This is a genomic window from Tateyamaria algicola (assembly GCF_047715485.1).
In the GTDB taxonomy this organism is placed as follows: Bacteria; Pseudomonadota; Alphaproteobacteria; order Rhodobacterales; family Rhodobacteraceae; genus Tateyamaria.
In genome coordinates, this window is sequence record NZ_CP180422.1 from 223666 (window position 1) to 245488 (window position 21823).

The 21823-nt window shown below is 61.8% G+C and carries 24 protein-coding genes and 1 pseudogene; 12 read left to right on the plus strand and 13 right to left on the minus strand.

Translation table 11 applies throughout. The annotated features are described in order from the left end of the window. Positions 1 to 9: 9 nt before the first annotated feature. From ACMHLQ_RS03390 to ACMHLQ_RS03400, 3 genes are read left to right on the plus strand one after another with little or no spacing between them, the layout of a single operon-like run. Entirely contained in the window at positions 10 to 429 is a 420-nt protein-coding gene (locus tag ACMHLQ_RS03390; RefSeq protein WP_415403359.1) for a YeeE/YedE family protein, read from the plus strand. Next, positions 429 to 860 (plus strand): DUF6691 family protein, encoded by a 432-nt coding sequence (locus tag ACMHLQ_RS03395; RefSeq protein ID WP_415403360.1) that lies wholly within the window; start codon positions 429 to 431, stop codon positions 858 to 860. Before ACMHLQ_RS03390 ends, ACMHLQ_RS03395 begins: the two co-directional genes overlap by 1 nt. A 10-nt stretch (positions 861 to 870) precedes the next feature. Then, positions 871 to 1311, plus strand: a complete 441-nt coding sequence (locus tag ACMHLQ_RS03400; protein WP_415403361.1) for a TIGR01244 family sulfur transferase — start codon at positions 871 to 873, stop codon at positions 1309 to 1311. Positions 1312 to 1334: 23 nt separating this feature from the next. Here ACMHLQ_RS03400 and ACMHLQ_RS03405 read toward each other — a convergent pair whose 3' ends face one another. From ACMHLQ_RS03405 to ACMHLQ_RS03425, 5 genes are all read right to left on the minus strand, one after another. After that, on the minus strand, positions 1335 to 2579 hold the full coding sequence (locus tag ACMHLQ_RS03405; protein ID WP_415403362.1) for a hypothetical protein: 1245 nt from the start codon (positions 2577 to 2579) through the stop codon (positions 1335 to 1337). Positions 2580 to 2657: 78 nt separating this feature from the next. Then, positions 2658 to 5339 (minus strand): ATP-binding protein, encoded by a 2682-nt coding sequence (locus ACMHLQ_RS03410; RefSeq protein WP_415403364.1) that lies wholly within the window; start codon positions 5337 to 5339, stop codon positions 2658 to 2660. Then, positions 5339 to 5572, minus strand: coding sequence for a hypothetical protein (locus tag ACMHLQ_RS03415; RefSeq protein ID WP_415403365.1), 234 nt, complete (start codon positions 5570 to 5572; stop codon positions 5339 to 5341). The genes ACMHLQ_RS03410 and ACMHLQ_RS03415 overlap by 1 nt, the downstream gene beginning before the upstream one ends. 55 nt (positions 5573 to 5627) lie before the next feature. Beyond that, complete coding sequence (locus tag ACMHLQ_RS03420; protein ID WP_415403366.1) at positions 5628 to 6002, minus strand: response regulator transcription factor; 375 nt, start codon at positions 6000 to 6002, stop codon at positions 5628 to 5630. Between the two features lie 98 nt (positions 6003 to 6100). After that, positions 6101 to 7399 (minus strand): short-chain fatty acyl-CoA regulator family protein, encoded by a 1299-nt coding sequence (locus ACMHLQ_RS03425; RefSeq protein ID WP_415405350.1) that lies wholly within the window; start codon positions 7397 to 7399, stop codon positions 6101 to 6103. 231 nt (positions 7400 to 7630) lie between these two features. On the opposite strand from ACMHLQ_RS03425, the gene ACMHLQ_RS03430 reads away from it, so the two are divergent. From ACMHLQ_RS03430 to aat, 9 genes are all read left to right on the plus strand, one after another. Next, a complete protein-coding gene (locus tag ACMHLQ_RS03430) occupies positions 7631 to 8971 on the plus strand; it encodes a substrate-binding protein (RefSeq protein WP_415403367.1) in 1341 nt (446 codons plus the stop codon). Between the two features lie 105 nt (positions 8972 to 9076). Next, complete coding sequence (locus ACMHLQ_RS03435; RefSeq protein WP_415403368.1) at positions 9077 to 10108, plus strand: branched-chain amino acid ABC transporter permease; 1032 nt, start codon at positions 9077 to 9079, stop codon at positions 10106 to 10108. Between the two features lie 3 nt (positions 10109 to 10111). Beyond that, positions 10112 to 11311, plus strand: coding sequence for a branched-chain amino acid ABC transporter permease (locus tag ACMHLQ_RS03440; protein ID WP_415403369.1), 1200 nt, complete (start codon positions 10112 to 10114; stop codon positions 11309 to 11311). A gap of 12 nt (positions 11312 to 11323) precedes the next feature. Then, the gene (locus tag ACMHLQ_RS03445; protein ID WP_415403370.1) at positions 11324 to 12088 is read left to right on the plus strand and encodes an ABC transporter ATP-binding protein; all 765 of its coding nucleotides are present in this window, start codon (positions 11324 to 11326) and stop codon (positions 12086 to 12088) included. A 12-nt stretch (positions 12089 to 12100) separates the two neighbouring features. Further along, positions 12101 to 12856: an ABC transporter ATP-binding protein gene (locus ACMHLQ_RS03450; protein ID WP_415403371.1), complete on the plus strand. Its 756-nt coding sequence runs from the start codon at positions 12101 to 12103 to the stop codon at positions 12854 to 12856. 168 nt (positions 12857 to 13024) lie between these two features. Further along, complete coding sequence (locus ACMHLQ_RS03455) at positions 13025 to 14188, plus strand: calcium-binding protein (RefSeq protein ID WP_415403372.1); 1164 nt, start codon at positions 13025 to 13027, stop codon at positions 14186 to 14188. A 159-nt stretch (positions 14189 to 14347) separates the two neighbouring features. Next, complete coding sequence (accB, locus tag ACMHLQ_RS03460; RefSeq protein ID WP_415403373.1) at positions 14348 to 14857, plus strand: acetyl-CoA carboxylase biotin carboxyl carrier protein; 510 nt, start codon at positions 14348 to 14350, stop codon at positions 14855 to 14857. A 10-nt stretch (positions 14858 to 14867) separates the two neighbouring features. Further along, on the plus strand, positions 14868 to 16214 hold the full coding sequence (accC, locus tag ACMHLQ_RS03465; protein WP_415403374.1) for an acetyl-CoA carboxylase biotin carboxylase subunit: 1347 nt from the start codon (positions 14868 to 14870) through the stop codon (positions 16212 to 16214). A gap of 145 nt (positions 16215 to 16359) precedes the next feature. Then, positions 16360 to 17001, plus strand: a complete 642-nt coding sequence (aat, locus tag ACMHLQ_RS03470) for a leucyl/phenylalanyl-tRNA--protein transferase (protein WP_415403375.1) — start codon at positions 16360 to 16362, stop codon at positions 16999 to 17001. Here aat and ACMHLQ_RS03475 read toward each other — a convergent pair. The 8 genes and pseudogenes from ACMHLQ_RS03475 to ACMHLQ_RS03510 form a co-directional block, all read right to left on the minus strand. Then, positions 16965 to 17345: a DUF2155 domain-containing protein gene (locus ACMHLQ_RS03475; protein ID WP_415403376.1), complete on the minus strand. Its 381-nt coding sequence runs from the start codon at positions 17343 to 17345 to the stop codon at positions 16965 to 16967. The genes aat and ACMHLQ_RS03475 overlap by 37 nt on opposite strands. Beyond that, positions 17342 to 17794 (minus strand): outer membrane lipid asymmetry maintenance protein MlaD, encoded by a 453-nt coding sequence (gene mlaD / locus ACMHLQ_RS03480; RefSeq protein ID WP_415403377.1) that lies wholly within the window; start codon positions 17792 to 17794, stop codon positions 17342 to 17344. The genes ACMHLQ_RS03475 and mlaD overlap by 4 nt, the downstream gene beginning before the upstream one ends. Before the next feature lie 13 nt (positions 17795 to 17807). Continuing rightward, a complete protein-coding gene (locus ACMHLQ_RS03485) occupies positions 17808 to 18191 on the minus strand; it encodes an NADH:ubiquinone oxidoreductase subunit NDUFA12 (RefSeq protein ID WP_415403378.1) in 384 nt (127 codons plus the stop codon). 81 nt (positions 18192 to 18272) lie between these two features. Then, positions 18273 to 18635 (minus strand): RidA family protein, encoded by a 363-nt coding sequence (locus ACMHLQ_RS03490; RefSeq protein WP_415403379.1) that lies wholly within the window; start codon positions 18633 to 18635, stop codon positions 18273 to 18275. 97 nt (positions 18636 to 18732) lie between these two features. Beyond that, entirely contained in the window at positions 18733 to 19182 is a 450-nt protein-coding gene (locus tag ACMHLQ_RS03495; RefSeq protein ID WP_415403380.1) for an SRPBCC domain-containing protein, read from the minus strand. Then, positions 19179 to 19523, minus strand: coding sequence for an ArsR/SmtB family transcription factor (locus ACMHLQ_RS03500; protein ID WP_415403381.1), 345 nt, complete (start codon positions 19521 to 19523; stop codon positions 19179 to 19181). Before ACMHLQ_RS03500 ends, ACMHLQ_RS03495 begins: the two co-directional genes overlap by 4 nt. Before the next feature lie 122 nt (positions 19524 to 19645). After that, a pseudogene (gene clpX, locus ACMHLQ_RS03505) lies at positions 19646 to 20910 on the minus strand (ATP-dependent Clp protease ATP-binding subunit ClpX). A 183-nt stretch (positions 20911 to 21093) separates the two neighbouring features. After that, entirely contained in the window at positions 21094 to 21732 is a 639-nt protein-coding gene (locus ACMHLQ_RS03510; RefSeq protein ID WP_415403382.1) for an ATP-dependent Clp protease proteolytic subunit, read from the minus strand. Positions 21733 to 21823 lie beyond the last annotated feature (91 nt).

Below are 21823 nucleotides of genomic sequence, written 5' to 3' on the forward strand. Positions count from 1 at the left end.
GGGGCGCATATGGACATCGCGTGGATCTACGGGCTGTTCGGTGGGCTGCTGATCGGCTGTGCGGCGGCGCTTTTGCTGCTGGGCACGGGGCGGATCATGGGGGCCAGCGGCATTGTTGGGGGGCTGGTTGACGGCTCTGGCACGGATCGCAGTGCGACGATTGCTTTTGTTCTGGGCCTTGTGGGGATGCCCGCAGTGATGAGCCTCGTGGGCTGGCAGGTCGCGACACATGCGACTTCGCAAATCTGGCTTTTGATTCTGGGCGGGCTGGCCGTCGGCATCGGCACACGTTTTGCAAATGGGTGCACGTCAGGGCACGGAGTGTGTGGGCTGTCGCGCCTGTCGCTGCGCGGGCTGGTGGCGACCCTTGCCTATATCGGTGCAGGTGCTGTCACGGTCACGGTGTTGCGCGTGGGGTTGGGGCTGTGATGCGCCCGCTGTTGTCGCTGCTGAGTGGTGCCCTCTTCGGGGCAGGTTTGCACATTTCCGGCATGACGGACACGGACCGCGTGCGCGGATTTCTGGACTTTGCCGGTGCGTGGGATCCCACGCTGGCCTTCGTGATGGGCGGCGCAATCGTGCCCATGGTGATTGCGTGGCGCATGACAACCGGGCGCGCGCCCCTGACCGGAGACACCTTCCCCGCCCGCCCCACGCAAGAGATCACGCGCCCGCTGATCCTTGGCTCGGTCCTGTTCGGGATCGGTTGGGGGCTAGTCGGCTTGTGCCCCGGGCCTGCGCTTGCCTCGCTCAGCTATGGCGGCTGGCCGGGCGCGGTGTTCCTGATGGCCATGCTTGCAGGCATGTGGGCGGTGCCCCCATTGCGGCGCGCGCTGGACAGTCGCCGCGCCGCTATCTAGGTTTTCAAACATGGACATCCGACAAATCACACCGACCTATTTCGTGGCCCCCCAGGTCGATCCGGCTGACATGGCGGATATCGCGGCGGCCGGGATCACCACGGTGATCTGCAACCGCCCCGACGAAGAGGTGCCGCCGGCCTTTCAGGCCGACGCCATCGAGGCGGCCGCGACAGCGGCGGGGCTTGAATTCGTGCGCCTGCCGTTGACGCACCAATCCATGAACGCGCAAAACGTCGCGCGCCATTTCGATGTGGCCGCCCAAGCGCAAGGCCCGGTCTTGGCCTATTGCGCGTCGGGGACGCGGTCGACGGTTGTGTGGTGCCTCGGCCAGGCGGGCGAGATGCAGACGGATGACATTCTGGCTGCGGCCCGCTCGGGGGGCTATGACCTCGACAATCTGCGCCCGACACTCGAGTCGATTGCGCGCAAGAAGCAGGGCTGGCAGTAGCAATTGGGCTTCAGCCTGTGGCGTTAGCCGGTGTTTTGCATCGCAAGGTCCGGCAGGTCAGCCAGATCGGGTAAGTCGGCCAAGTCTGGCAGATCGTTGAGATCGGGAAGATCGTCAGGATCATCTGATGCGGGGTCTTCCCCCACCTCTTCAAGGGCCGTGGATATCGTGGTCAGTGCGGGCAGGTTCGCCAGATCATCGGTCTCCTCTGTCGCACTGAGGTTCACTTCGATCTCGTCGATATGCATGTCTTCTTCGGCCTCGTCCGCATCGCGGCGTCGGCGACTGTTGAAGTCTTCGACCTCGGGCATGTCCACCTGTGGTGCATCGCTGGCGCGGCGCAGCGGCTGCGAGGCGTGCAGGGGTTTGCGTTGCGGCTTGACCGCGCGCACGCCGTCCACGTGACCCACAATGCCCTTGCCCACAACCCGGCCCGTGCGCGTGACAATCTGCACATTCGGGAACTGGCCCGGGGTCAGCGGCACCTCCTGGCCCACTTTCATCGCGCGCAGCGCGCTGAGCGGGACGTTCAGGTGGCAGATCACCATGTTCAGATCGGCGTTCAATCCCATGACCGTTTTGGCGAAATCGGGGCCTTTCGGCTGTGCGCCCTCGCCGTCTTCTTCATCCTCTACCTGCTCCTGGCGCGCTTCGGGTTTGGGCAGGATAAGGGTGATGTCCCCCTGCCGCGCGCCGCGCTCCATGTCGACCGTGACCCGGATCAGGGCGTAATCCTGCGCATCCAGCGCCATGGCCAGCGTGCGGGCATCATCCGCCTTGGCCCCAAAGCGGAACCCCTCGATCAGCGCGCGATCCTCGGGATCGTCGAGTATGGGGGCGGCCCGTTCTATCAGCGCGTCGATCAGCGGTGCGCAGATCGCGGCATCCGTGCGGGTCATCGCCCGCGTCGCGCCCGTGTCGGGACGCACCGCGCCGATGGTCTGTTGCTGGATCAGCCCGCCGACGACGATTGGATCCATCATCACCGCACCTGTACAACGGCCCGGCCCGTCCAGCAGCAGCAATAGGGTGTCGTCACTCAGCGCATCCTCGACCCCCTCACCGTCCAACGGTTGGACCACCGCGCCGATCACGGCCATGGGCAGGCCCATCAGGCTGTCTGCCACCTTCGCCATGGTCACGCGCAAGGCCTTTTGCAGCGTCATCGCACGTGCCTTGCGCGCATCGCGGCCTGCCGCCGCAATACGCCCCAACACGGTGTCTGAATTGGTGTCGCCCATATACTCCGCCGCTGCTCCGGCCTGCATTTACCACGTCAGATTTAGGCGGAATTGGTTACCAACCACTTTATGGCTTTGCGTTTCCTTGCGGGCATTTACACGCAATCACTGCGCGGCCAGTGCGGCCTCGCGCGGCAGATGGACCACGAACGTGTTACCATCGACTTGCGGTGCGAAAGAGATATCGCCGCCCAGTCGCGCCATGATCTCGCGGCAGATGGCAAGGCCCAAACCGGCGCCTGACCCTTCCTGATCGTCGATCCGCGCAAATTTTTCAAAGATGAGCGCCCGCGCTTCAGGTGGGATCGGGGTGCCATTGTCCGAGAACAGCACATCGACATGCGGCCCGTCCTGGCGCACGTCGATCGTGAGTGTCGGCGTGTCGGCCACGCAATACTTCTGCGCATTCGTGATCAGGTTGATAAAGACCTGGCTCAGCCGATCGAGATCGGTGGTCAGCGTCACACCTTCGTTCAGATGGCGGCGGCGGATGTCGAGGGTACCGCTGCTGCCCGCCTGCGCGGTCACAACCGCCTGTTTCAGCACGTCGTTCAGGCGCCCCGTCTCAAGGTTCAGGCTGACCTGCCCGTTTTCAAGCACGCTCAGATCCAACAGATCATCCAGCAGCCGCGTCAGTCGGATCGCCTCGCCGTGGATGATCGAGGCGTATTTCGTCTTTTCCACCTGCCCCAACCCGTCCGTGTCGCGCAGGATTTCCGAGAAAGACCGGATCGACGTCATCGGCGTGCGCAATTCGTGGCTGATCTGGCTGAGGAAGGCATCCTTTTGCACCGACAGGGCGGTCAGTTTTTCATTGGCTTCGCGCAGCTTGCGTGCGGTGCGCGTCAGCTCGCCCGATTTGGCCTCAAGCTGGTTGGAGTATTCGAGGATTTGCGCAGATTCGTCCGCCACCGCCATCAGGTCCTGCACCGACACGGACGCCCCGCCCACCAGCTGGCTGATCATGGCATGCGCCGTCGCGGCCCCCACGGATGCGGCCAGCTCGCGTTCGAGATGTTGCAGGAATCCCGGCGTTGCCTCGGGCAACTCGCCGCTGACCCCCTGGCGTCGAGCCTCGGCGCGAAACAGGGTTTGGGCCTCTTGCGGGCCAAGGATGCGCTGCGTCATGATCATCAGGTCTTCGGATGTGGCACGCGACGCATCCCAGCCCCGCGCCTGGGTCGAGCGATCAAAGACGTTCACGAATTGCGCGCCCTGCAGCCGCTCGAGCGGGTGCGGGAACGTCATGAGCGACACGGCAAGGAAGGCCGCCATGTTCAACGTCAGCGACCAGGCCACCGCATGAACCGTCGGGTCGATCCCCTCGATCCCGAACAGCGCCTGGGGGCGCAGCCAGCCGATGCCCCATGGGCCAGTGTCGAAGGTGGCGACACTCAGCACCGCGCCGGGCCCGAAACTGGGCAGAAGCGAGCAATAGACCCAGACCGCAAAGCCCACCAGCAACCCGGCCAGCGCCCCCCACCGGGTCGCCCCGCGCCAGAAGATGCCGCCCAGCATGGCCGGCAGGAACTGCGCCACCCCGGCAAAGGAGATCAGACCGATAGCGGCCAGCGCCGCCCCACCCCCCGAAAAGCGGTAGTAGAAATAGCCAAGTCCGATGATCATCAGGATCGAGGCCCGCCGCGCCACCAGCACCACGTTGCGCACATCCCCCGACACCTTAGCCCCTTCGGCATTCGTGCTGAGCCAGACGGGCATGACCACGTGGTTCGACACCATGGTCGACAGCGCCAGTGTCGCCACGATCACCATGGATGTGGCCGATGAAAATCCGCCCAGAAAGCTGAGCGTGGCAAGGCCGACACGCCCCTCGGCCAAGGGTACGGTCAGCACGAACAGGTCCGGGTTCGATCCGGCGGGCATGAGATCAAGGCCGACCACCGCAATCGGCACGACAAAAAGGCTCATCAACATCAGGTACAGCGGAAAGGCCCAACTGGCGATTTGCAGATGCCGCTCGTCCTCGTTCTCGACCACCATCACCTGGAACATGCGCGGCAGGGCGAGGAATGCGGCGGCGGACAAGGCGGTCAGCGCCAGCCAGCGGCTGTGATCCATGTCCCATTCGCCAATGGGCGAGGCGTCGATCCGCTCCATCATCGGGCCGATGCCCCCGGCGATGCCCCAGACCACAAAGATGCCTACGGCCAGCAACGCAACCAGCTTGACCACCGCCTCGACCGCGATGGCGATGACAACGCCGTCATGGCGTTCATTGGCGTTGAGGTTCCGGGTGCCGAACAGCACGGTAAAGATGGCCAGCCCGAAGGCGACCCAGAAGCCCGCGCGCACCTGGTTGAGGCTGCCCGTCTCTTCCGGCACGGAAAAAATCGACAGCGACAGGGTCACCGACTGCAATTGGAGCGCGATGTAGGGCGTCACGCCGATGACGGCCATGACCGTGACCACGATGGCCAGCAGGTTCGACTTGCCATAGCGCGCCGAAATCAGGTCAGCGACCGAGGTGGCGCGTTGGATACGCCCGATCCGCACCATCTTGCGCAGCGCCCACCACCAGCCGATCATGACAAGGCTGGGGCCGAGGTAGATGGTTACAAACTCCATCCCCGACCGGGCGGCATAGCCCACGGCGCCATAAAACGTCCACGCGGTGCAATAGATCGACAAGGATAGCGTGTAAACGAGGGGCGAGCGTAGCCAGCCGCCCCTGCCCTGCACCGCCGCGCGTTCAGCAAAGAAGGCGATGGCGAAAAGAAATGCGACATAGCCAATGCTGACGGCGATGAGCTGATTGACGGAGGCCATTACCGTTCGTCCCTGGCGATTTCCTCGCCCATCTCGGGGCTGGTGCGCAGCGCCCACCACAAAGCAAATGCCGCAAGGATCAGGGCGATCCAGACGCCAAAGACATAGATGATCGCATCCGACATCGCGATGGGCGTCGCCGCATCGGGCCCATCGGTAGGAGTGGGCCAGAACAGGGGCAACAGCCACAGCATGACGCCGACAACCGGCAAGATGCGCAGCGCATCCATCATGCGGCGGCGGCGGTAACTGCGCTTTTCAAGAAAGACGGGGGAGGCGCGCCGTCGCTCATTGTGCCAGTTGCACAAGGTCGCGCACGGCCGTCATCACCTCGGTATTGGAAAAGGGCTTGGTCATGAAGCGGCTGACGCCCGCCTTCTCGGCCATCTCGCGGTCGCGGGACTGCCCGCGGGCGGTCAACATCAGCACCGGCAGGCTTTGAAATTCGGTGTCGGCGCGCAGTTCGGTCAGGATATCAAGGCCACTTTTGCCCGGCAGCATATAATCCAGCACAACAAGATCGGGCCGCGTGGCGCGGATCGTATCCAGTGCCGTTACCCCATCCGAATGGGTGTCGACCTGCCATCCCTCGCGGCTCAGCAGGAACCGGATGGCTTCGATGATATTGACCTCGTCCTCGACGAGCAGAACATGCTTTCCCACGTCTGCGTCTCCTCCCCTGATTGCGCCGGTTGTGCGGGCTTGGGCCCGTCTGCGACGCGCGCTAACTATGTGCCGTTTTCCATGGCCTGTCAAAATCCTCAGAAGCCATCGGACAGGATTGATGGCTCGCGCCGTCCGGTACAGGCACTGACAGGGCAAATGCGGCAGGCCGCCCCCACATCGCGGGGCTCTGGCCCTGCCCGTTGGTCCCCGCCCGGCACGGGTACGATCAGCATCGTGGCCTGGGTCAGCGGGGCGGTGTTCAGCGCGACAGGCCCGATCGGTTCGGCCGCGGCATAACAGTCGAATACCGCGTCCGTCCGGCCAGGCATACGCACCCGCTGGTAAAGGATCTGCCCCGGCTGCCCCAGCGCCTGAAACAAGGGCCAGAGCGGGCAAGCCGGGCCATAGCGCGGAATGGTGAACCCCGGAACCGCCTTGCGAAACAGCAGGCTGCCCGCCCTGTCCGCCACCACAAGGCCACAGATCAGATCCGGCACCGCCGCCAGACGGCGCAGCATGCGGGGCACCGACACCTGAAACGTTGCGGCCAGCGCCAGCGGATCCAATGGCGCGCCGCCCAACGCAGCCTTCAGATCAGCCATCGACACCTGCGCGCTGTCGGCCTTGACCCGCTCGAGCACCCCGCGCGCGATGTGGCGGGCAGCAACGGAGGTCAGCTGGCTTGCCTCTGTCACAAGGGCGTCGACATCTGCGCGCCCCTCTTCGACGGCGGGAAAGCTGTAATCATGCGCCTCGAGAAAGGCTTCGACCTCTTCCTGAGGAGAGCTTGAGGCCGCGGCCTCGCCGGTTTCGGCGTCCAGAAACCCCACAAGAGCCTTGGAGCTTTCGGCCAGGCGGCGGCTATCGGCGTCGATGTTGGTGTGGAACCTGTCGCGCCATTCCGGCTCGAGGTCCTTGTCCTCCGCCAGGATCGAGGCGGTGGAGCGGATGGCGGCGGCGGTCGAGAGCACCTCGTGCACGGAGGCGGCGAGTTCGGGGTCGTGGGCCAATCGATCGCTGAGGGTTTCGACAGTACGCTCAAGTGCGGCGATCTTGCGGTGGGTCACCGCCACCGCATCGGCCCATCCCGGAAAGCGGCCCGCGAACTCTTCGGCGCGGGCCACCTCGGCCTCGGGCATCCGGGCGTCCTGCGCAGCCTCGCGCAAGGTGGCCAGCAATGCCGCCTCTGCCCCCTCGCTGAGGGCCGTCGGCTCGACCGACAGGGCGCCTGCGATATCAAGCAGCAGTTTGCCCCCGATTCTGCGGCGGTTGTGCTCGATCAGGTTGAGATAAGAGGCGGAAATGCCGATCTGGCGGGCCAGATCGGACTGCTTGATCCCGGCCATGACCCGTCGTTCGCGAATTCTAGTGCCTGTGAGCGCGTCGCGCACCATGCGCATCCCCCAATTCTTTGCGTGCTATTTCAACACGTTTCTGCGGCGCAACATAAGAAAATTTACAATGTATACCGCGGCGTTGTGCATATGTTTACAAAATAGTTGTGAAAAACAAAGGGTTTATTGCGCAATTTTCTGTCTTTGCGCCATAACGTATTTGCATCAAAAGGTGCCGTGCGGTCCCGTTGAGGAGCAGGCCCGCACATTTCAACAATTGGGAGGATATTCATGTCCAAAATGAACCTGACACGTCGTGGCGTGCTGCAAACCGGCGCTGTTGCCGGTGCCGCAAGCCTGACGCTGCCAACGTATCTGCGCGCTGACGGCCACTCGGGCTTTACCAATGCGCCCACGGGCAGCACGGTCACGCTCGGCTTCAACGTTCCGCAATCCGGCCCCTACGCCGACGAAGGTGCGGACGAGCTGCGCGCCTACGAACTCGCGGTCGAGCACCTGAACGGTGGCGGCGACGGCGGCCTGATGAACACGTTCTCGTCCAAAGCCCTGCAAGGCAACGGCATCCTGGGCAAGAAAGTCGAATATGTCACAGGTGACACGCAGACGAAATCTGACGCGGCCCGCGCTTCGGCCCGGTCGATGATCGAAAAAGACGGCGCCGTGATGATCACGGGCGGTTCGTCCTCGGGTGTGGCTGTGGCCGTGCAGGCGCTGTGCCAAGAGGCTGGCGTTATCTTCATGGCGGGTCTGACCCACTCCAACGACACCACCGGCAAGGACAAGAAGGCTAATGGCTTCCGCCACTTCTTCAACTCCTACATGTCTGGTGCGGCGCTGGCGCCAATTCTTGCCAACAACTACGGCACGGACCGCAAGGCCTACCACCTGACGGCGGACTACAACTGGGGTTACACCACAGAAGAAGCCGTGCGCACATCGACCGAAGCCATGGGCTGGGAAACTGTTGCGGCTGTGAAAACACCGCTGACACAGACCGACTTCTCCTCCTATATCGCGCCGGTTCTGCAATCGGGTGCGGACGTTCTGGTTCTGAACCACTACGGCGGCAACATGGTGAACTCGCTGACCAACGCGGTTCAGTTCGGCCTGCGCGACAAGCTGGTGAACAACAAGAACTTCGAGATCGTTGTTCCGCTCTACTCGCGCCTGATGGCGAAGGGTGCGGGCGCCAACGTGAAGGGCATCTTCGGGTCCACCAACTGGCACTGGTCGCTGCAGGACGAAGGCTCCAAAGCGTTCGTGCAGTCCTTTGGCACCAAGTACGGCTTCCCGCCGTCGCAGGCCGCGCACACATGCTACGTTCAGGCCCTGCTGTATGCAGATGCCGTGGAACGCGCAGGTTCGTTCAACCCATGTGCGGTTGCCGAAGCGCTCGAAGACTTCCAGTTCGACGGCATGGGCAACGGTCCGACACTCTATCGCGCCGAAGACCACCAGTGCTTCAAGGACGTGCTGGTCGTGAAGGGTAAAGAGAACCCGACATCCGAGTTCGACCTTCTGGAAATCGTCGAAGTCACGCCGACAAGCCAGGTCACCTACGACGCCTCCATCTTTGGTGGCGAGCTGGGTTCCTGCAACCCCGGCGCCTAAGACTTGAACCAACAGGGTGGGCAGATTGCCCACCCTACCCTGCCCCGGCCCGCGCTGCTGCCTTGGCCGGTGAGGCCCTAACCGTTCCAACCAAAGGTCAGACCGATGGAAGCGATCATCCTTCAAATTCTCAACGGGCTCGACAAGGGCTCGGCCTATGCGCTGATTGCGCTGGGACTTACGCTGATTTTCGGCACTTTGGGCGTCGTGAACTTTGCCCACGGGGCGCTGTTCATGATCGGGGCGTTCTGCGCGGTCACGCTCAGCCGGATCATCTCGGCCAGCCACACGGTCATCGACGAAACGCAAAAGGACTTCTTGGGCAATCCGCTGAAAGTGGACGTGCCATACGTCCATGACTGGTTCGGCCAGGCGACCGGAGACGCCATCATCGACTGGGCCGTGCCCCTGTCCATCCTGTTCGCCATTCCCGTGATGATCGCCATCGGCGTGGCAATGGAACGTGGGCTGATCAAGCACTTTTACAAGCGCCCCCACGCGGACCAGATCCTCGTGACCTTCGGCCTTGCCATCGTGCTGCAAGAGATCATCAAGTATTACTACGGTGCCAACCCGATCCCGACGCCCGCGCCTGACGCGTTCCGCGGCTCGTTCGATTTCGGCGCCATGCTGGGCTTTGATCCCAACGTCATCATCTACCCCTACTGGCGCATCATCTACTTTGCCTTTGCGGCCGTGATCATCGGTGCCGTCTTTGCCTTTCTCCAGTTCACCACCTTTGGGATGGTCGTCCGGGCGGGCATGGCCGACCGCGAGACGGTGCAACTGCTGGGCATCGACATCGACCGCCGGTTCACCCTGATGTTCGGCATCGCGGCGGCTGTCGCGGGCCTTGCCGGGGTCATGTACACGCCGATCAATTCGCCGAACTACCACATGGGCATGGACTTCCTCGTGCTGTCCTTTGTCGTGGTGGTCGTCGGCGGCATGGGCTCTTTGCCCGGTGCGGTTGCCGCGGGCTTCCTTCTGGGCATCCTCGAAAGCTTTGCCTCGATGCGAGAAGTGCTGAACGTGCTGCCCGGCATCAACCAGATCGTGATCTACCTGGTCGCAATCATCATTCTGTTGACCCGTCCTCGGGGCCTTATGGGCCGCAAGGGCGTGATGGAGGACTAAGCCATGTTCGGACTTGAGAAAAAAGACTTTCGCTTGCTGATCCTGGTCGTGATCCTGACCATGGCAGCCCCCTTCATCCTCAACCCCTTCCCCGAAGGGTCGGGCATGGCGCAATTCAATGCGGGCTACCCGGACCTGATGCAGCGCTTTGTGATCTTTGGCATCTTCGCCATCGGGTTCAACATTCTCTTCGGGCTGACGGGCTATCTGTCCTTTGGGCACGCTGCGTTCCTGGGTGTCGGATCATACGCTGCAATGTGGATGATGAAACTGCTGACCATGAACGTCGTGCCGGCCATCATCGTGTCGGTGATCGTGGCCGGCCTCTTCAGCCTCGCTGTTGGGTGGATCAGCTTGCGCCGCTCGGGCATCTATTTTTCCATCCTGACGCTGGCGTTCGCGCAAATGTCCTATTCGCTGGCCTATTCGGTGCTGACACCGATCACGGGCGGGGAAACGGGCCTGCAGCCCAAAGTCTTCGATCCACGTATCCTGGACGCCGCGCTGGCAAACGGCGCCACGCCCAAAGCCAACCTGTTCGGGTTGGAAATGGGCAGCAGCGCATACCTTAACGTCGGTTCATGGGTGTTTACCTTCAACGCAGGCTACTACGTGGCGGCGATTGTGATGCTGTGTGCCTTCTACCTGTCGATCCGCATCTTCCGTTCGCCCTTTGGGCTGATGCTGAGGGCGGTCAAATCGAACCAGCAGCGCCTGAACTATACCGGCCTCAACACCAAGCCCTACACGCTGGCAGCCTTTGTGATCTCGGGCATGTATGCCGGTCTGGCCGGTGGCCTGATGGTGGCAATGGACACGCAGGTGGGTGCGGAACGCATGTTCTGGACCGCAAGCGGAGAAGTTGTTTTGATGTCCATCCTCGGCGGTGTCGGCACGTTGATTGGCCCCGTGCTGGGTGCCGGTGCGATCAAGTACATGGAAAACATCCTGTCCAAGATCAACAGCGACATCCTGCATACGTGGTTCGCGTTCCTGCCTGACGGGCTCGAGGATTTCGTGGTCACGCTGATCTACCCCTTCATCGGCAAGGGCTGGCACCTGACGCTTGGCCTGATCTTCATGCTGGTCGTGATCTTCCTGCCCGGTGGTCTGGTCGAGGGCGGTCAACGCATCGCGCGCCTGTTCAAGCGCAAGAAGCCGACCACCAACACGCCTGACGGCAAAACCACACCTGCGGAATAAGGAGAGAACGATATGGGTATCCTTGAAGTCAAAGACGTAGGCAAACGGTTCGGCGGTCTGCAAGCGCTGGGGGACGTGAACCTGAGCATTGCTGAAAACTCGGTCCATGCGATCATCGGCCCCAACGGCGCGGGCAAGTCCACCCTGCTGAACTGTCTGGTGGGCAAGCTGATCCCCGACACCGGGTCGGTCATGTTCGACGGTCAATCGGTGCTGGGGCGCAAGCCTTACGAGATCAACCAGATGGGCATTTCCCGCGTGTTCCAGACGCCCGAGATCTTTGGCGATCTGAGCGTGATGGAAAACATGATGATCCCCTGCTTTGCCAAGCGTGACGGGGCCTTCACCGCCAACGCCTACATGGCGATGATGAAAGACAGCGAAATCATCGACCGCGCCATGCATATGCTGGAAGAGATGAACATGGCCGACAAGCGCGACATGCACGCGGCCTCGCTGTCGCGCGGTGACAAGCGGCGGCTAGAAATCGGGATGTGCCTGTCACAAGAGCCGCGCCTGCTGCTGCTGGACGAGCCCACCGCCGGTATGGCGCGGGCCGACACCAACAACACCATCGACCTGCTCAAGCAGATCAAGGACGAGCGTGATATCACCATCTCGATCATCGAACACGACATGCATGTGGTGTTCTCGCTGGCCGAACGGATCACGGTGCTGGCACAGGGCACGCCCCTGGTCGAAGACACGCCCGACAACATCAAGGGCCACCCCAAGGTGCGCGAAGCCTACCTGGGTGAATCCCAGGATGCGGCATAAGGAGCTGAACAGATGAACGTCAAACCCGACTTCTCCAAAGGCGTCAGCCACGCCCAGACCGCCCCTGCCTTTCTGTCCGTTTGGGACATGCACGCCTATTACGGCGAAAGCTATATCGTGCAGGGCATCAGCTTTAACGTCCACGAGGGCGAAATCCTCGCCCTGCTGGGGCGCAACGGGGCGGGCAAGACCTCGACCCTGCGGTCCATCGCCCGCATTGGCGACCCGGAGGTGCGGCACGGAGAAATCTGGCTGGACCACCAGCCGCTGCACAACATGTCGAGCCATCAGGCCAGCCAGGCCGGTCTAGGCCTCGTGCCCGAAGACCGCCGCATCATTCCCGGCCTCACTGTCGAGGAGAACCTGAAGCTGGCCCAGATCGCCCCACCCATCGGCTGGTCGATCGAGCGGCTCTATGACCTGTTCCCGCGCCTCGGCGAGCGGCGCTCGCAGGAAGGCACAACTCTGTCAGGGGGTGAGCAGCAGATGCTGGCCATCGCGCGCGCATTGGCGCGCGACATCAAGGTGCTGTTGCTGGACGAACCTTACGAGGGACTGGCCCCTGTCATCGTAGACGAAATCGAAAAAACGCTGACAATCATCAAAGAACAGGGAATCACCACCATCATCGTCGAGCAGAATGCGATCCGTGCGCTGCAATTGGCGGATCGGGCCGTGATTCTGGATACCGGCGGAATCGTTTTCGACGGCACCGCATCCGAAGTTCTGGAAAACGAGGAATTGCGGGCCGAATACCTCGCAATCTGATCGGGAAATTCACTACCATAACTAGAAAAGCCGGCCCTTTGGGTCGGCTTTTTCATCAATAGAGCAAGCAATTGGGGAATTGTATCTTTTTACTCAACCTACGGCGCCGTCTGTAGAAAATACGAAAAAAGTAAGGCAAAATTGCGTCATAACCTGGGGGTTTAAAACATGACAACTGACGCACTCGACCTTTTGAGTCGCTCTATTTTCCGTGGCGGCAACTTTTACGTTCCGGACGATTTCGAAATTACCTTCGATCCCGTTCTGGAAATCGAACAGACCAGCACACAAGCGCGAAACTTTGTTTTCCTGGAAGACAATGAAAGCCTGTTTCTGAATGACGGCTTTGTGCGCGACTTCATTTCCGGCGACGGGGATGCAGATGTGGTGATCGGCAATACTGGTACAATCGGAAGCAGCGGACGGGCCGATCCGTCCATTACGCTGACCGGGAATGGGCAACGCGCCATCCTGAACGAGGGCGACATCCTTGGCGGTATCCAGCTTGGGGGTGGCGATGACCTGCTCTACACTGCCGGTCTGATTGACGGTGACGTCAACATGGGGGGCGGCGACGACATCGTGCTGGTCCGCGACTTTGTCCGGGGAGGCGAGGCCTTTCCCGGCGAAATCACCGGCACCCTGAACACCGGCTCGGGCAACGATGTGGTGGTGAACGGCGGCCTGATCGGCAACGTGAACCTCGGCAGCGGCGATGACATCTACAATGCCCTGGCCTTGAATGGAGAGATCGCGGCCGGTGGGCGCATCAGCGCCGGTACAGGCAATGACATCATCCGGGGCGGCGCCTCCGCTGAGCGTGTCTATGGCGGGTCCGGCAATGACGAGATTGATGGCAACGATGGCAACGACTGGCTGAATGGCGGCATCAATGGTGACACCGTTCGCGGTGGCAACGGCGATGACATCATCACAGGCGGCAATGGGCGCGACTGGCTGTCTGGCGGCAGCGGTGATGACACGATCCACGGCGGCACCGGGCGCGACATGATCTATGGCGGGCGCGGCGACGACATGCTGAACGGGCAGTCGGGTGCGGACACGTTCCACTTCTTCGGGCGCGGCGGCAATGACACGATCGTTGACTTCAAGGACAACGATCTGGTCGTGATCGACGCACCCGCGGGCTTCCCCGGCCTGTCCTTTGCGCTGATCGACAGCCTGCTGGATTACAGCGGCACGGGCGCGCGTCTCGACCTGACGGAGCTGTTCGAACAGGCGGGCCTTGGCGACTATACCGACGGCGAGAATTCGATCACCTGGTTGGATGTGGCAGATGGCGCGCTGACGGCGGACCATTTCGCATTCTGATAGGCCTGGACCGGGGCAGGCATCTGCGCTGCCCCGGTCCGTCCACCCCGATTGCGAGGGTGCTTTCCTCTGCGTCATTGCACCGCTATAAGCGGCGGCGAGCACAGGTGGTACGCCCGCACGGCGCGCGGCCCATACGCCAATCGGTTGAGGACAAGAATGACAAAGAAAACCCATGACGCGGACGTGGCCTTTATCCAGGCCCTTGCTGAACTGCTGCGCGAAAACGATCTGACGGAATTGCAGGTCAAACGCGAATACGGCGAAGATGACAGCCTGAACGTGCGCGTCTCTCGCCATATGGGCCAACATGTTTCCATGCAAACTGTCGCCGCTGCCGCGCCCGCACCGGCTGTGCTGGCCCCACCGGCCACCGCAGCCGCCGCGCCTCAGGCCGCCCCTGCCGCAGATGCAGGCGCAGACCCTGCCAGCGACCCCGGCGCCGTGACCTCGCCCATGGTTGGCACGGTCTATATGCAGGCGGAACCCGGATCGCCCGCCTTTATCAAGGTCGGACAAGAAGTGTCCGAAGGCGACACGCTGCTGATCGTCGAAGCAATGAAAACCATGAACCACATCCCTGCCCCGCGCGCGGGCACGATCAAGCAGATCCTCGTGGATGATGGTGCCGCCGTGGAATTCGGCGCACCGCTCGTGATCCTCGAATAAGGGGGCGGGCATGTTCAACAAGATCCTGATTGCCAACCGCGGAGAGATCGCCCTGCGGGTGATCCGTGCGGCCCGCGAGATGGGCATTGCCACCGTGGCCGTGCACTCGACCGCGGATGCGGATGCCATGCATGTGCGTATGGCAGACGAATCCGTCTGCATCGGCCCACCCGCATCGCCTCAATCCTATCTCAGCTTTCCAGCCATCATTTCCGCATGTGAAATCACCGGCGCCGAAGCAATTCACCCCGGCTATGGCTTTCTTTCGGAAAACGCGCAATTCGTGCAGATCGTCGAAGATCACGGGCTGACCTTTATCGGCCCCACCGCCGAACATATCCGCGTGATGGGCGACAAGATCACGGCCAAGGACACGATGAAGGCGTTGGGTGTGCCCTGCGTGCCCGGCTCTGATGGTGGTGTCGCCACCCTGGCCGAGGCGCAGGCGCTGGGGAATGAGATGGGATACCCCGTCATCATCAAGGCGACGGCAGGCGGCGGCGGGCGCGGCATGAAAGTGGCGGAAACGGCCGCTGACATGGAACGCGCTTTCATGACCGCGCGGGCCGAGGGCAAGTCAAACTTCGGCAATGACGAAGTCTATATTGAAAAGTACCTAACGACGCCCCGCCACATTGAAATTCAGGTCTTTGGCGACGGCAAAGGCCGCGCCGTGCATCTGGGCGAGCGGGATTGTTCGCTGCAACGCCGCCACCAGAAAGTGTTCGAAGAGGCCCCCGGCCCCGCGATCAGTGCCGAAGAGCGTGCCGCGATTGGCAAGGTCTGCGCGGATGCCGTGGCCAAGATCAACTATATCGGCGCAGGCACCATCGAGTTCCTCTATGAGAACGGCGAGTTCTACTTCATCGAGATGAACACGCGCCTGCAGGTCGAACATCCGGTGACCGAGGCCATCTTTGGCGTCGATCTGGTGCGCGAACAAATTCGCGTGGCCTCTGGTATGGACATGTCGTTCCAGCAGGATGAACTGGAGATCAACGGCCACTCGATCGAGGTGCGGCTGAACGCCGAGAAACTGCCTGACTTTACGCCCTCACCGGGCCGGATCACGCAGTACCATGCACCGGGCGGTCTGGGCGTACGGATGGATTCCGCGCTCTATGACGGTTATTCGATCCCGCCCTATTACGACAGCCTGATTGGCAAGCTGATCGTGCACGGACGTGACCGCGCCGAAGCGCTTGCGCGCCTCAACCGCGCCCTGGGCGAATTGATCGTGGACGGTGTCGACACCACCATTCCCCTGTTTCACGCGCTGCTTGCGGAAAAGGCCATTCATACAGGCGACTACAACATTCACTGGCTGGAACACTGGTTGGAACAGCACGTCGAATAGGCATCGGTGCGCATTTGACGTGCGCGCCGCATCCTTGATCGCCACGCCCTCGGGTCATTGCGCCGCGCCCTTTTCTGCGCTGATCGAACGCAGTAGCTTGGTGTGTGCGGCGCGCATGCCCGCGCAATTCGGGTAAGGCCGGGACATGAAAGACCTCGCACTCACGCCTGACGTTCTGTTGCAGGGATATGCCGCCGGCATATTCCCGATGGCCGAGTCGCGCGATGACCCAGAGATTTTCTGGGTCGACCCGAGGTTGCGGGGGGTGTTGCCGCTAGATCAGTTTCACATGTCCCGCTCGCTCGCTCGGGATATGCGCAAGACACCATGGGCGCTGCGAATTGACAGTGATTTTGCCGGTGTTTTGGACGGATGCGCGGATCGCATCGACACCTGGATCAACCCGGAAATCAGGCGCCTTTACCTGAGACTGCACGAGATCGGGCATGCCCATTCCATTGAAATCTGGGACGGGACACAGTTGATCGGCGGAGTCTACGGAGTGACGCTGGGCGCTGCTTTCTTTGGCGAAAGCATGTTTTCACGGCGCACGAACGCCTCGAAAATGGCACTGGCCGCCGCCGTCGATCACCTGACACGGGCGGGGTTCGAGTTGTTTGACACCCAGTTCCTGACGCCGCATCTGGCGAGCCTTGGCGCGGTCGAGATCACGCGCGCCGCCTATCACAGGCACCTCACCCGTGCATTGGCCGAAGATCGGGATTTTGATGCAGTGACGCCCGGAACGCTTCAGGATGTGGTGCAGCGCATGACCCAAACGTCATAGCGCGCGTGTTCCATCGCATTAAGCGCGGGGGCCGAGGCGATCATCCAGCCTGAAAACACAACGCCCTCCCGCCCCACTTCGGTGATCTGCAGGCCCGCATAGGCGTTGCCCGACGGGTTGCCGGACGGATAGCGACACTCGGTCAGGGTGATGTTGAGGCGTTCGAAGGTAACGGTGCGCCCGGCAGGCAATTCGATGTCCACCACTTGACCGCTGAACTTGTCCAGACCACGCAGAACCGCGCCCGGTGCGCTTTCCGTTTCCTGCTCTTGCTGTGCAGACAGGGGGATGACCGAGGTTGCCACCATCGCCAACGCCCCAATCAGCGCCGCGCCCTGTCTCATTCGCTTTCGCCGCCAGATACGAATTTCAGCAACAAAGAGATCAGGCTCACCGCCCCTTGGGTGTCCGTGATCTCGTCGCCCGGCTCAAAGAAAAAGGGCGAGCCTCCGGGAACGATTTCGACAAAATTGCCGCCCAACAGCCCTTCGGAGCTGATGATGATCGCGCTGTCATCGGGGATTTGGGTTGCGCCACGCACAGCCACGGTAGTGTCCGCGCGAAACGTGTCCTGGTTCAGCGCCACATCCGTCACGGTGCCGACCTTGACGCCTGCAAGGCGCACATCTGTGCCGACATTCACGCCCTCGAGGCTGCGAAAGCTGGCTGTCAGCGGATAGGTCGCACCGCCGCCATTGCCCAGTCCCGCCACTTGCGCGCCATAGACGGCAAAGGCGATGGCCCCTGCCAGCACAACGCCGCCAACCATCACTTCGGTTGTGTTTTCAGCCATGGCCGATCCTGCCCTATTCCGGTGTCCAGGCTTCGTAATCCGTGCGGTCCGCGGGATCCGCGCGCCGGATCGACCCGGCAGGCGCATAGGCCATCGCAGTGCCCGTCAGGTTGGGCTGGTGTGGCTTTTCCCAGTCCTTGCGCTTGAGCGGCTTGTCGGTCGGTGGCTCGTCCCAGGTGCGGTGTAGCCAGCCGTGCCATTCGGGATCAATGCGGCTGGCCTCGGCCTCGCCGTTGAAGATCACCCAACGCTTTGAATCGTCGCGCAATTTGTAAAAGACATTGCCCTGCGCGTCTTCGCCCACCTTGACGCCCTTGCGCCATGTGAACAGCTGGGTGTTGAGCGTTTGCCCGTTCCACCAGGTCACCGCCCGCAGCAGAGTGTTGAGAATGCCCATGTATCGCCTCCGACGCTTTGTCCCTGTCTATGCCGTATCCGGGCGCGGGCGTCCAGAGGACACAGGCGCGCAAGGCCCGGCTCAGGCAGGCAACAGCGCAGTCACTTCGATTTCGATGCGATACTTGGGATCAATCAAGCCGCATTCGATCATCGTGGCGACCGGCGGGTTGGCCCCAAACGTCTCGGCAAGGATGGGCCAGCACGGTTCGAACTCGGCCGAATCCGGCAGCATGTAGGTGACGCGCACCACGTCTTTCCAATCCGCGCCTGCCTCAATCAGCGCGGCGTGGATGATCGAGAGGGCGTCGCGGCACTGATCGGTGACCGTCGCGCCCTGCCCCACGGTGCCTGCCACATGGACCCAGCCGCCTGCGACAACGGCCCGGCAATAGCCGATCTTGGGCTCGAACGCGCCGCCCGAATGAATGCGTTTGATGGTCACGGTATGCTCCTCCCATGGTATCACATGCGGGGTATCGAGCATGATGGCGTGGCCGCGTCAATCACCGTCACCGAACAGATGGGTGTTCCCCAATGCGTCAGGCGACATGCGTGGCCAGGTTTTCGATGGCATGTGTCCAGCCACCTTCGAATTCCGACATCATCTCGGCCCCGGCAAAGTTCGCGATCTGCACGGTGGCGCGCAAAGCGGTGCCTGTATCGGCTGACACCAGTTCAAACGTGGCCAGGCTCGTGCCCAGCACTTCGCCCTCCGCCGACAGGGTTTCGGCGTAGACCAGGCGGGACGATGCCTCCATCACGATCCAGTCGGTGGCCACATCGACATAAGGGTTGTCGCGCGGGCCACATCGCGACAGTTCCCGCCCGCCCGGCGTCGGGGTGGGCTGATCTTCGATGAGGACAATGGACTCCGTATCCGGCGGCCCCCAAGCCATACGATCCTGTGGCGAGATCAGGGCCTGGTAGACGCGATCGACAGGTGCGGTCAGCTTGCGCTCAAATTGTAGTTTTCCGAAATCGGCAATCATTGCTTGGGTCCTTTCTGGATCGCGTCGAGATGTGCGGCCAAACGGTCAAGGCCCCCCGCCCAGCGGCGTTCCTCGCGCGAAAGCCACTCCTTCACCGGGCGCAAGCCGCCAGGTTGCAGGTGGCAGGTGCGCACGCGCCCCGTCTTCCGGGTGCTCAGGATGCCTGCCCGCTCAAGCTTGTCGATATGCTTGAGGAAACTGGGCAGGGCCATGTCATGATCGCCGGCCAGCACCGACACGGGCAGCGGCCCGTCCGCCAACGCCGTGACAACGGCACGCCGGGTCGGGTCAGCAAGGGCAGACATGATATGGGACAAGGTGTCTTCAGATTCGTTAGCCATGCGGCTAACTATCACGGGACAACCGGCATGGCGATCAAAAACTTACCCATATGGCTAAGTTTTTTGACGCAAAAAAGGCCGGTTCGAAACCGGCCTCTTCCTTTGTCTGCCTTGCCGCTGCTTCAGCCTGCGCTTGCGGGCTCTTTCTCTGCATCGGCGTGGATCATCAAAGGCGCGGCGTCCGAATTCACCGCTTCCTCGTTCACGACGACTTCCGTGACTGACCCGAGGCCCGGCAGTTCGAACATCGTGTCCAGCAGGATGTCTTCGAGGATCGAGCGTAGACCCCGCGCGCCTGTCTTGCGCTCGATGGCGCGTTTGGCGATGGCACTCAGCGCGTCCTCGGTAAAGGTCAGATCGGTGTCTTCCAACTCGAACAGACGCTGATACTGCTTGACCAGCGCGTTCTTGGGTTGGGTCAGGATGGTGACAAGCGCGTCCTCATCCAGATCCTCGAGCGTTGCCAGAACCGGCAGACGTCCAACGAATTCAGGTATCAGGCCGAATTTCAGCAGATCTTCGGGCTCGAGCTCCGTGAAAATCTCACCGACACCACGCGAGTCGTTGTCGCGCACATCAGCACCGAACCCCATGGCAGAGCCCTTACCGCGCTGCGCGATGATCTTGTCCAGACCGGCAAATGCACCGCCACAGATGAACAGGATGTTCGTCGTGTCCACCTGCAGGAATTCCTGCTGCGGATGCTTGCGCCCCCTTGCGGAGGAACCGAGGCAACGGTGCCTTCCATCAGCTTCAGCAACGCCTGCTGCACACCCTCGCCCGACACGTCGCGTGTGATCGAGGGGTTTTCGGATTTGCGCGTGATCTTGTCGACCTCGTCGATATAGACGATGCCGCGCTGCGCGCGTTCCACATTGTATTCAGAGGCCTGCAGCAGCTTGAGGATAATGTTTTCAACATCCTCACCCACATAGCCCGCTTCGGTCAGCGTGGTCGCATCGGCCATGGTAAAGGGCACGTCAAGGATGCGCGCCAGCGTCTGGGCCAGCAGCGTCTTGCCGCAGCCCGTGGGGCCGATCAGCAAAATGTTGGATTTCGCCAGTTCAATGTCCCCACCGTTCTGGGCGTGGTTGAGGCGCTTGTAGTGGTTGTGTACCGCGACTGACAGAACACGTTTGGCCATCGCCTGCCCGATCACGTAATCATCCAGAACGCCGCAGATATCCTTGGGCGTGGGCACACCGTCCGTGGACTTCAACCCAGACGCCTTCGTCTCTTCGCGGATGATGTCCATGCACAGTTCGACGCATTCATCGCAGATGAATACTGTCGGGCCCGCAATCAGCTTGCGCACCTCGTGCTGGCTCTTGCCGCAGAAGCTGCAATAGAGGGTATTCTTGCTGTCGCCGCTTGAATTCGTGGCCATGTCGCGTCCTTCCCGGCTCGATGCCGCCATCTCTGGTGCCGAACCCTGCCCGGCGCACCCCGCGTTGACCGTCAGCTTAGGACAGGCCCGCGGGGTCCACAATCGTATTTTTGCGTGATCCGCGCTGTGACGCGGCGCACTTGTGCGTGAAACCGCACCCTGCCGAAACAAGGTGCAGTTGCCTTAGCTTTCGTCGTCGTCCTTGGCGCGATTCTCGACGATCTCGTCGATATGGCCCCACTCTTTCGCCTCTTCCGGCGTCATCCAGCTGTCGCGGTCCAGCGCCTGTTGCACCGTGTCATAGTCCTGGCCCGAATGCTTTACGTACAGCTGATACAGCCGCTCGCGGGTGCGTTCGATGTGACGCGCCGAAATCAGGATGTCCGCCGCCATGCCCTGTGACCCGCCCGAGGGCTGGTGCACCATGACTTCGGAGTTCGGCAGCGCAAAGCGCATGCCCGGCTCGCCCCCGATCGCCACAACCGACCCCATGGAGGCCGCCATGCCGCAAATCAGCGTCGACACCTTGGGTTTGATGTATTGCATGGTGTCGTAGATCGACATGCCCGAGGTAACCACGCCACCGGGCGAGTTGATGTACATGCTGATCTCTTTCGAGGGGTTCTCAGCCTCGAGATGCAGCAGCTGTGCCACGACCAGCTGGCTCATCCCGTCATGGATCGGGCCGTTCACGAAAATAATCCGCTCTTTCAGCAGACGTGAAAAGATGTCGTACGCACGCTCGCCCCGGCTGGTCTGTTCGACAACCATAGGCACGAGGTTGTTGGTGATATTCGCATATTGTTCGATGGGATCGCGCATGAGTTCCTGCCTCGTCAAACTGTTGCGAGACCATACCCGCAAACACGTTACCCGAGTCTTAGTATTGCCCTTGGGGACCTGCAAGAGCACC

What these genes read in the sequence shown, in the direction of transcription:
- accB (WP_415403373.1), top strand. Translation starts at nt 14,348, where the DNA reads ATGACAAAGAAAACCCATGACGCGGACGTGGCCTTTATCCAGGCCCTT.
- ACMHLQ_RS03435 (WP_415403368.1), top strand. Translation starts at nt 9,077, where the DNA reads ATGGAAGCGATCATCCTTCAAATTCTCAACGGGCTCGACAAGGGCTCG.
- ACMHLQ_RS03485 (WP_415403378.1), bottom strand. Translation starts at nt 18,191, where the DNA reads ATGGGCATTCTCAACACTCTGCTGCGGGCGGTGACCTGGTGGAACGGG.
- aat (WP_415403375.1), top strand. Translation starts at nt 16,360, where the DNA reads ATGAAAGACCTCGCACTCACGCCTGACGTTCTGTTGCAGGGATATGCC.
- ACMHLQ_RS03410 (WP_415403364.1), bottom strand. Translation starts at nt 5,339, where the DNA reads ATGGCCTCCGTCAATCAGCTCATCGCCGTCAGCATTGGCTATGTCGCA.
- ACMHLQ_RS03445 (WP_415403370.1), top strand. Translation starts at nt 11,324, where the DNA reads ATGGGTATCCTTGAAGTCAAAGACGTAGGCAAACGGTTCGGCGGTCTG.
- ACMHLQ_RS03405 (WP_415403362.1), bottom strand. Translation starts at nt 2,579, where the DNA reads ATGCAGGCCGGAGCAGCGGCGGAGTATATGGGCGACACCAATTCAGAC.
- ACMHLQ_RS03400 (WP_415403361.1), top strand. Translation starts at nt 871, where the DNA reads ATGGACATCCGACAAATCACACCGACCTATTTCGTGGCCCCCCAGGTC.
- ACMHLQ_RS03425 (WP_415405350.1), bottom strand. Translation starts at nt 7,399, where the DNA reads ATGGTGCGCGACGCGCTCACAGGCACTAGAATTCGCGAACGACGGGTC.
- mlaD (WP_415403377.1), bottom strand. Translation starts at nt 17,794, where the DNA reads ATGGCTGAAAACACAACCGAAGTGATGGTTGGCGGCGTTGTGCTGGCA.
- ACMHLQ_RS03510 (WP_415403382.1), bottom strand. Translation starts at nt 21,732, where the DNA reads ATGCGCGATCCCATCGAACAATATGCGAATATCACCAACAACCTCGTG.
- ACMHLQ_RS03415 (WP_415403365.1), bottom strand. Translation starts at nt 5,572, where the DNA reads ATGATGGATGCGCTGCGCATCTTGCCGGTTGTCGGCGTCATGCTGTGG.
- ACMHLQ_RS03450 (WP_415403371.1), top strand. Translation starts at nt 12,101, where the DNA reads ATGAACGTCAAACCCGACTTCTCCAAAGGCGTCAGCCACGCCCAGACC.
- ACMHLQ_RS03495 (WP_415403380.1), bottom strand. Translation starts at nt 19,182, where the DNA reads ATGATTGCCGATTTCGGAAAACTACAATTTGAGCGCAAGCTGACCGCA.
- ACMHLQ_RS03500 (WP_415403381.1), bottom strand. Translation starts at nt 19,523, where the DNA reads ATGGCTAACGAATCTGAAGACACCTTGTCCCATATCATGTCTGCCCTT.
- ACMHLQ_RS03440 (WP_415403369.1), top strand. Translation starts at nt 10,112, where the DNA reads ATGTTCGGACTTGAGAAAAAAGACTTTCGCTTGCTGATCCTGGTCGTG.
- ACMHLQ_RS03475 (WP_415403376.1), bottom strand. Translation starts at nt 17,345, where the DNA reads ATGAGACAGGGCGCGGCGCTGATTGGGGCGTTGGCGATGGTGGCAACC.
- ACMHLQ_RS03395 (WP_415403360.1), top strand. Translation starts at nt 429, where the DNA reads ATGCGCCCGCTGTTGTCGCTGCTGAGTGGTGCCCTCTTCGGGGCAGGT.
- ACMHLQ_RS03390 (WP_415403359.1), top strand. Translation starts at nt 10, where the DNA reads ATGGACATCGCGTGGATCTACGGGCTGTTCGGTGGGCTGCTGATCGGC.
- ACMHLQ_RS03430 (WP_415403367.1), top strand. Translation starts at nt 7,631, where the DNA reads ATGTCCAAAATGAACCTGACACGTCGTGGCGTGCTGCAAACCGGCGCT.
- ACMHLQ_RS03455 (WP_415403372.1), top strand. Translation starts at nt 13,025, where the DNA reads ATGACAACTGACGCACTCGACCTTTTGAGTCGCTCTATTTTCCGTGGC.
- accC (WP_415403374.1), top strand. Translation starts at nt 14,868, where the DNA reads ATGTTCAACAAGATCCTGATTGCCAACCGCGGAGAGATCGCCCTGCGG.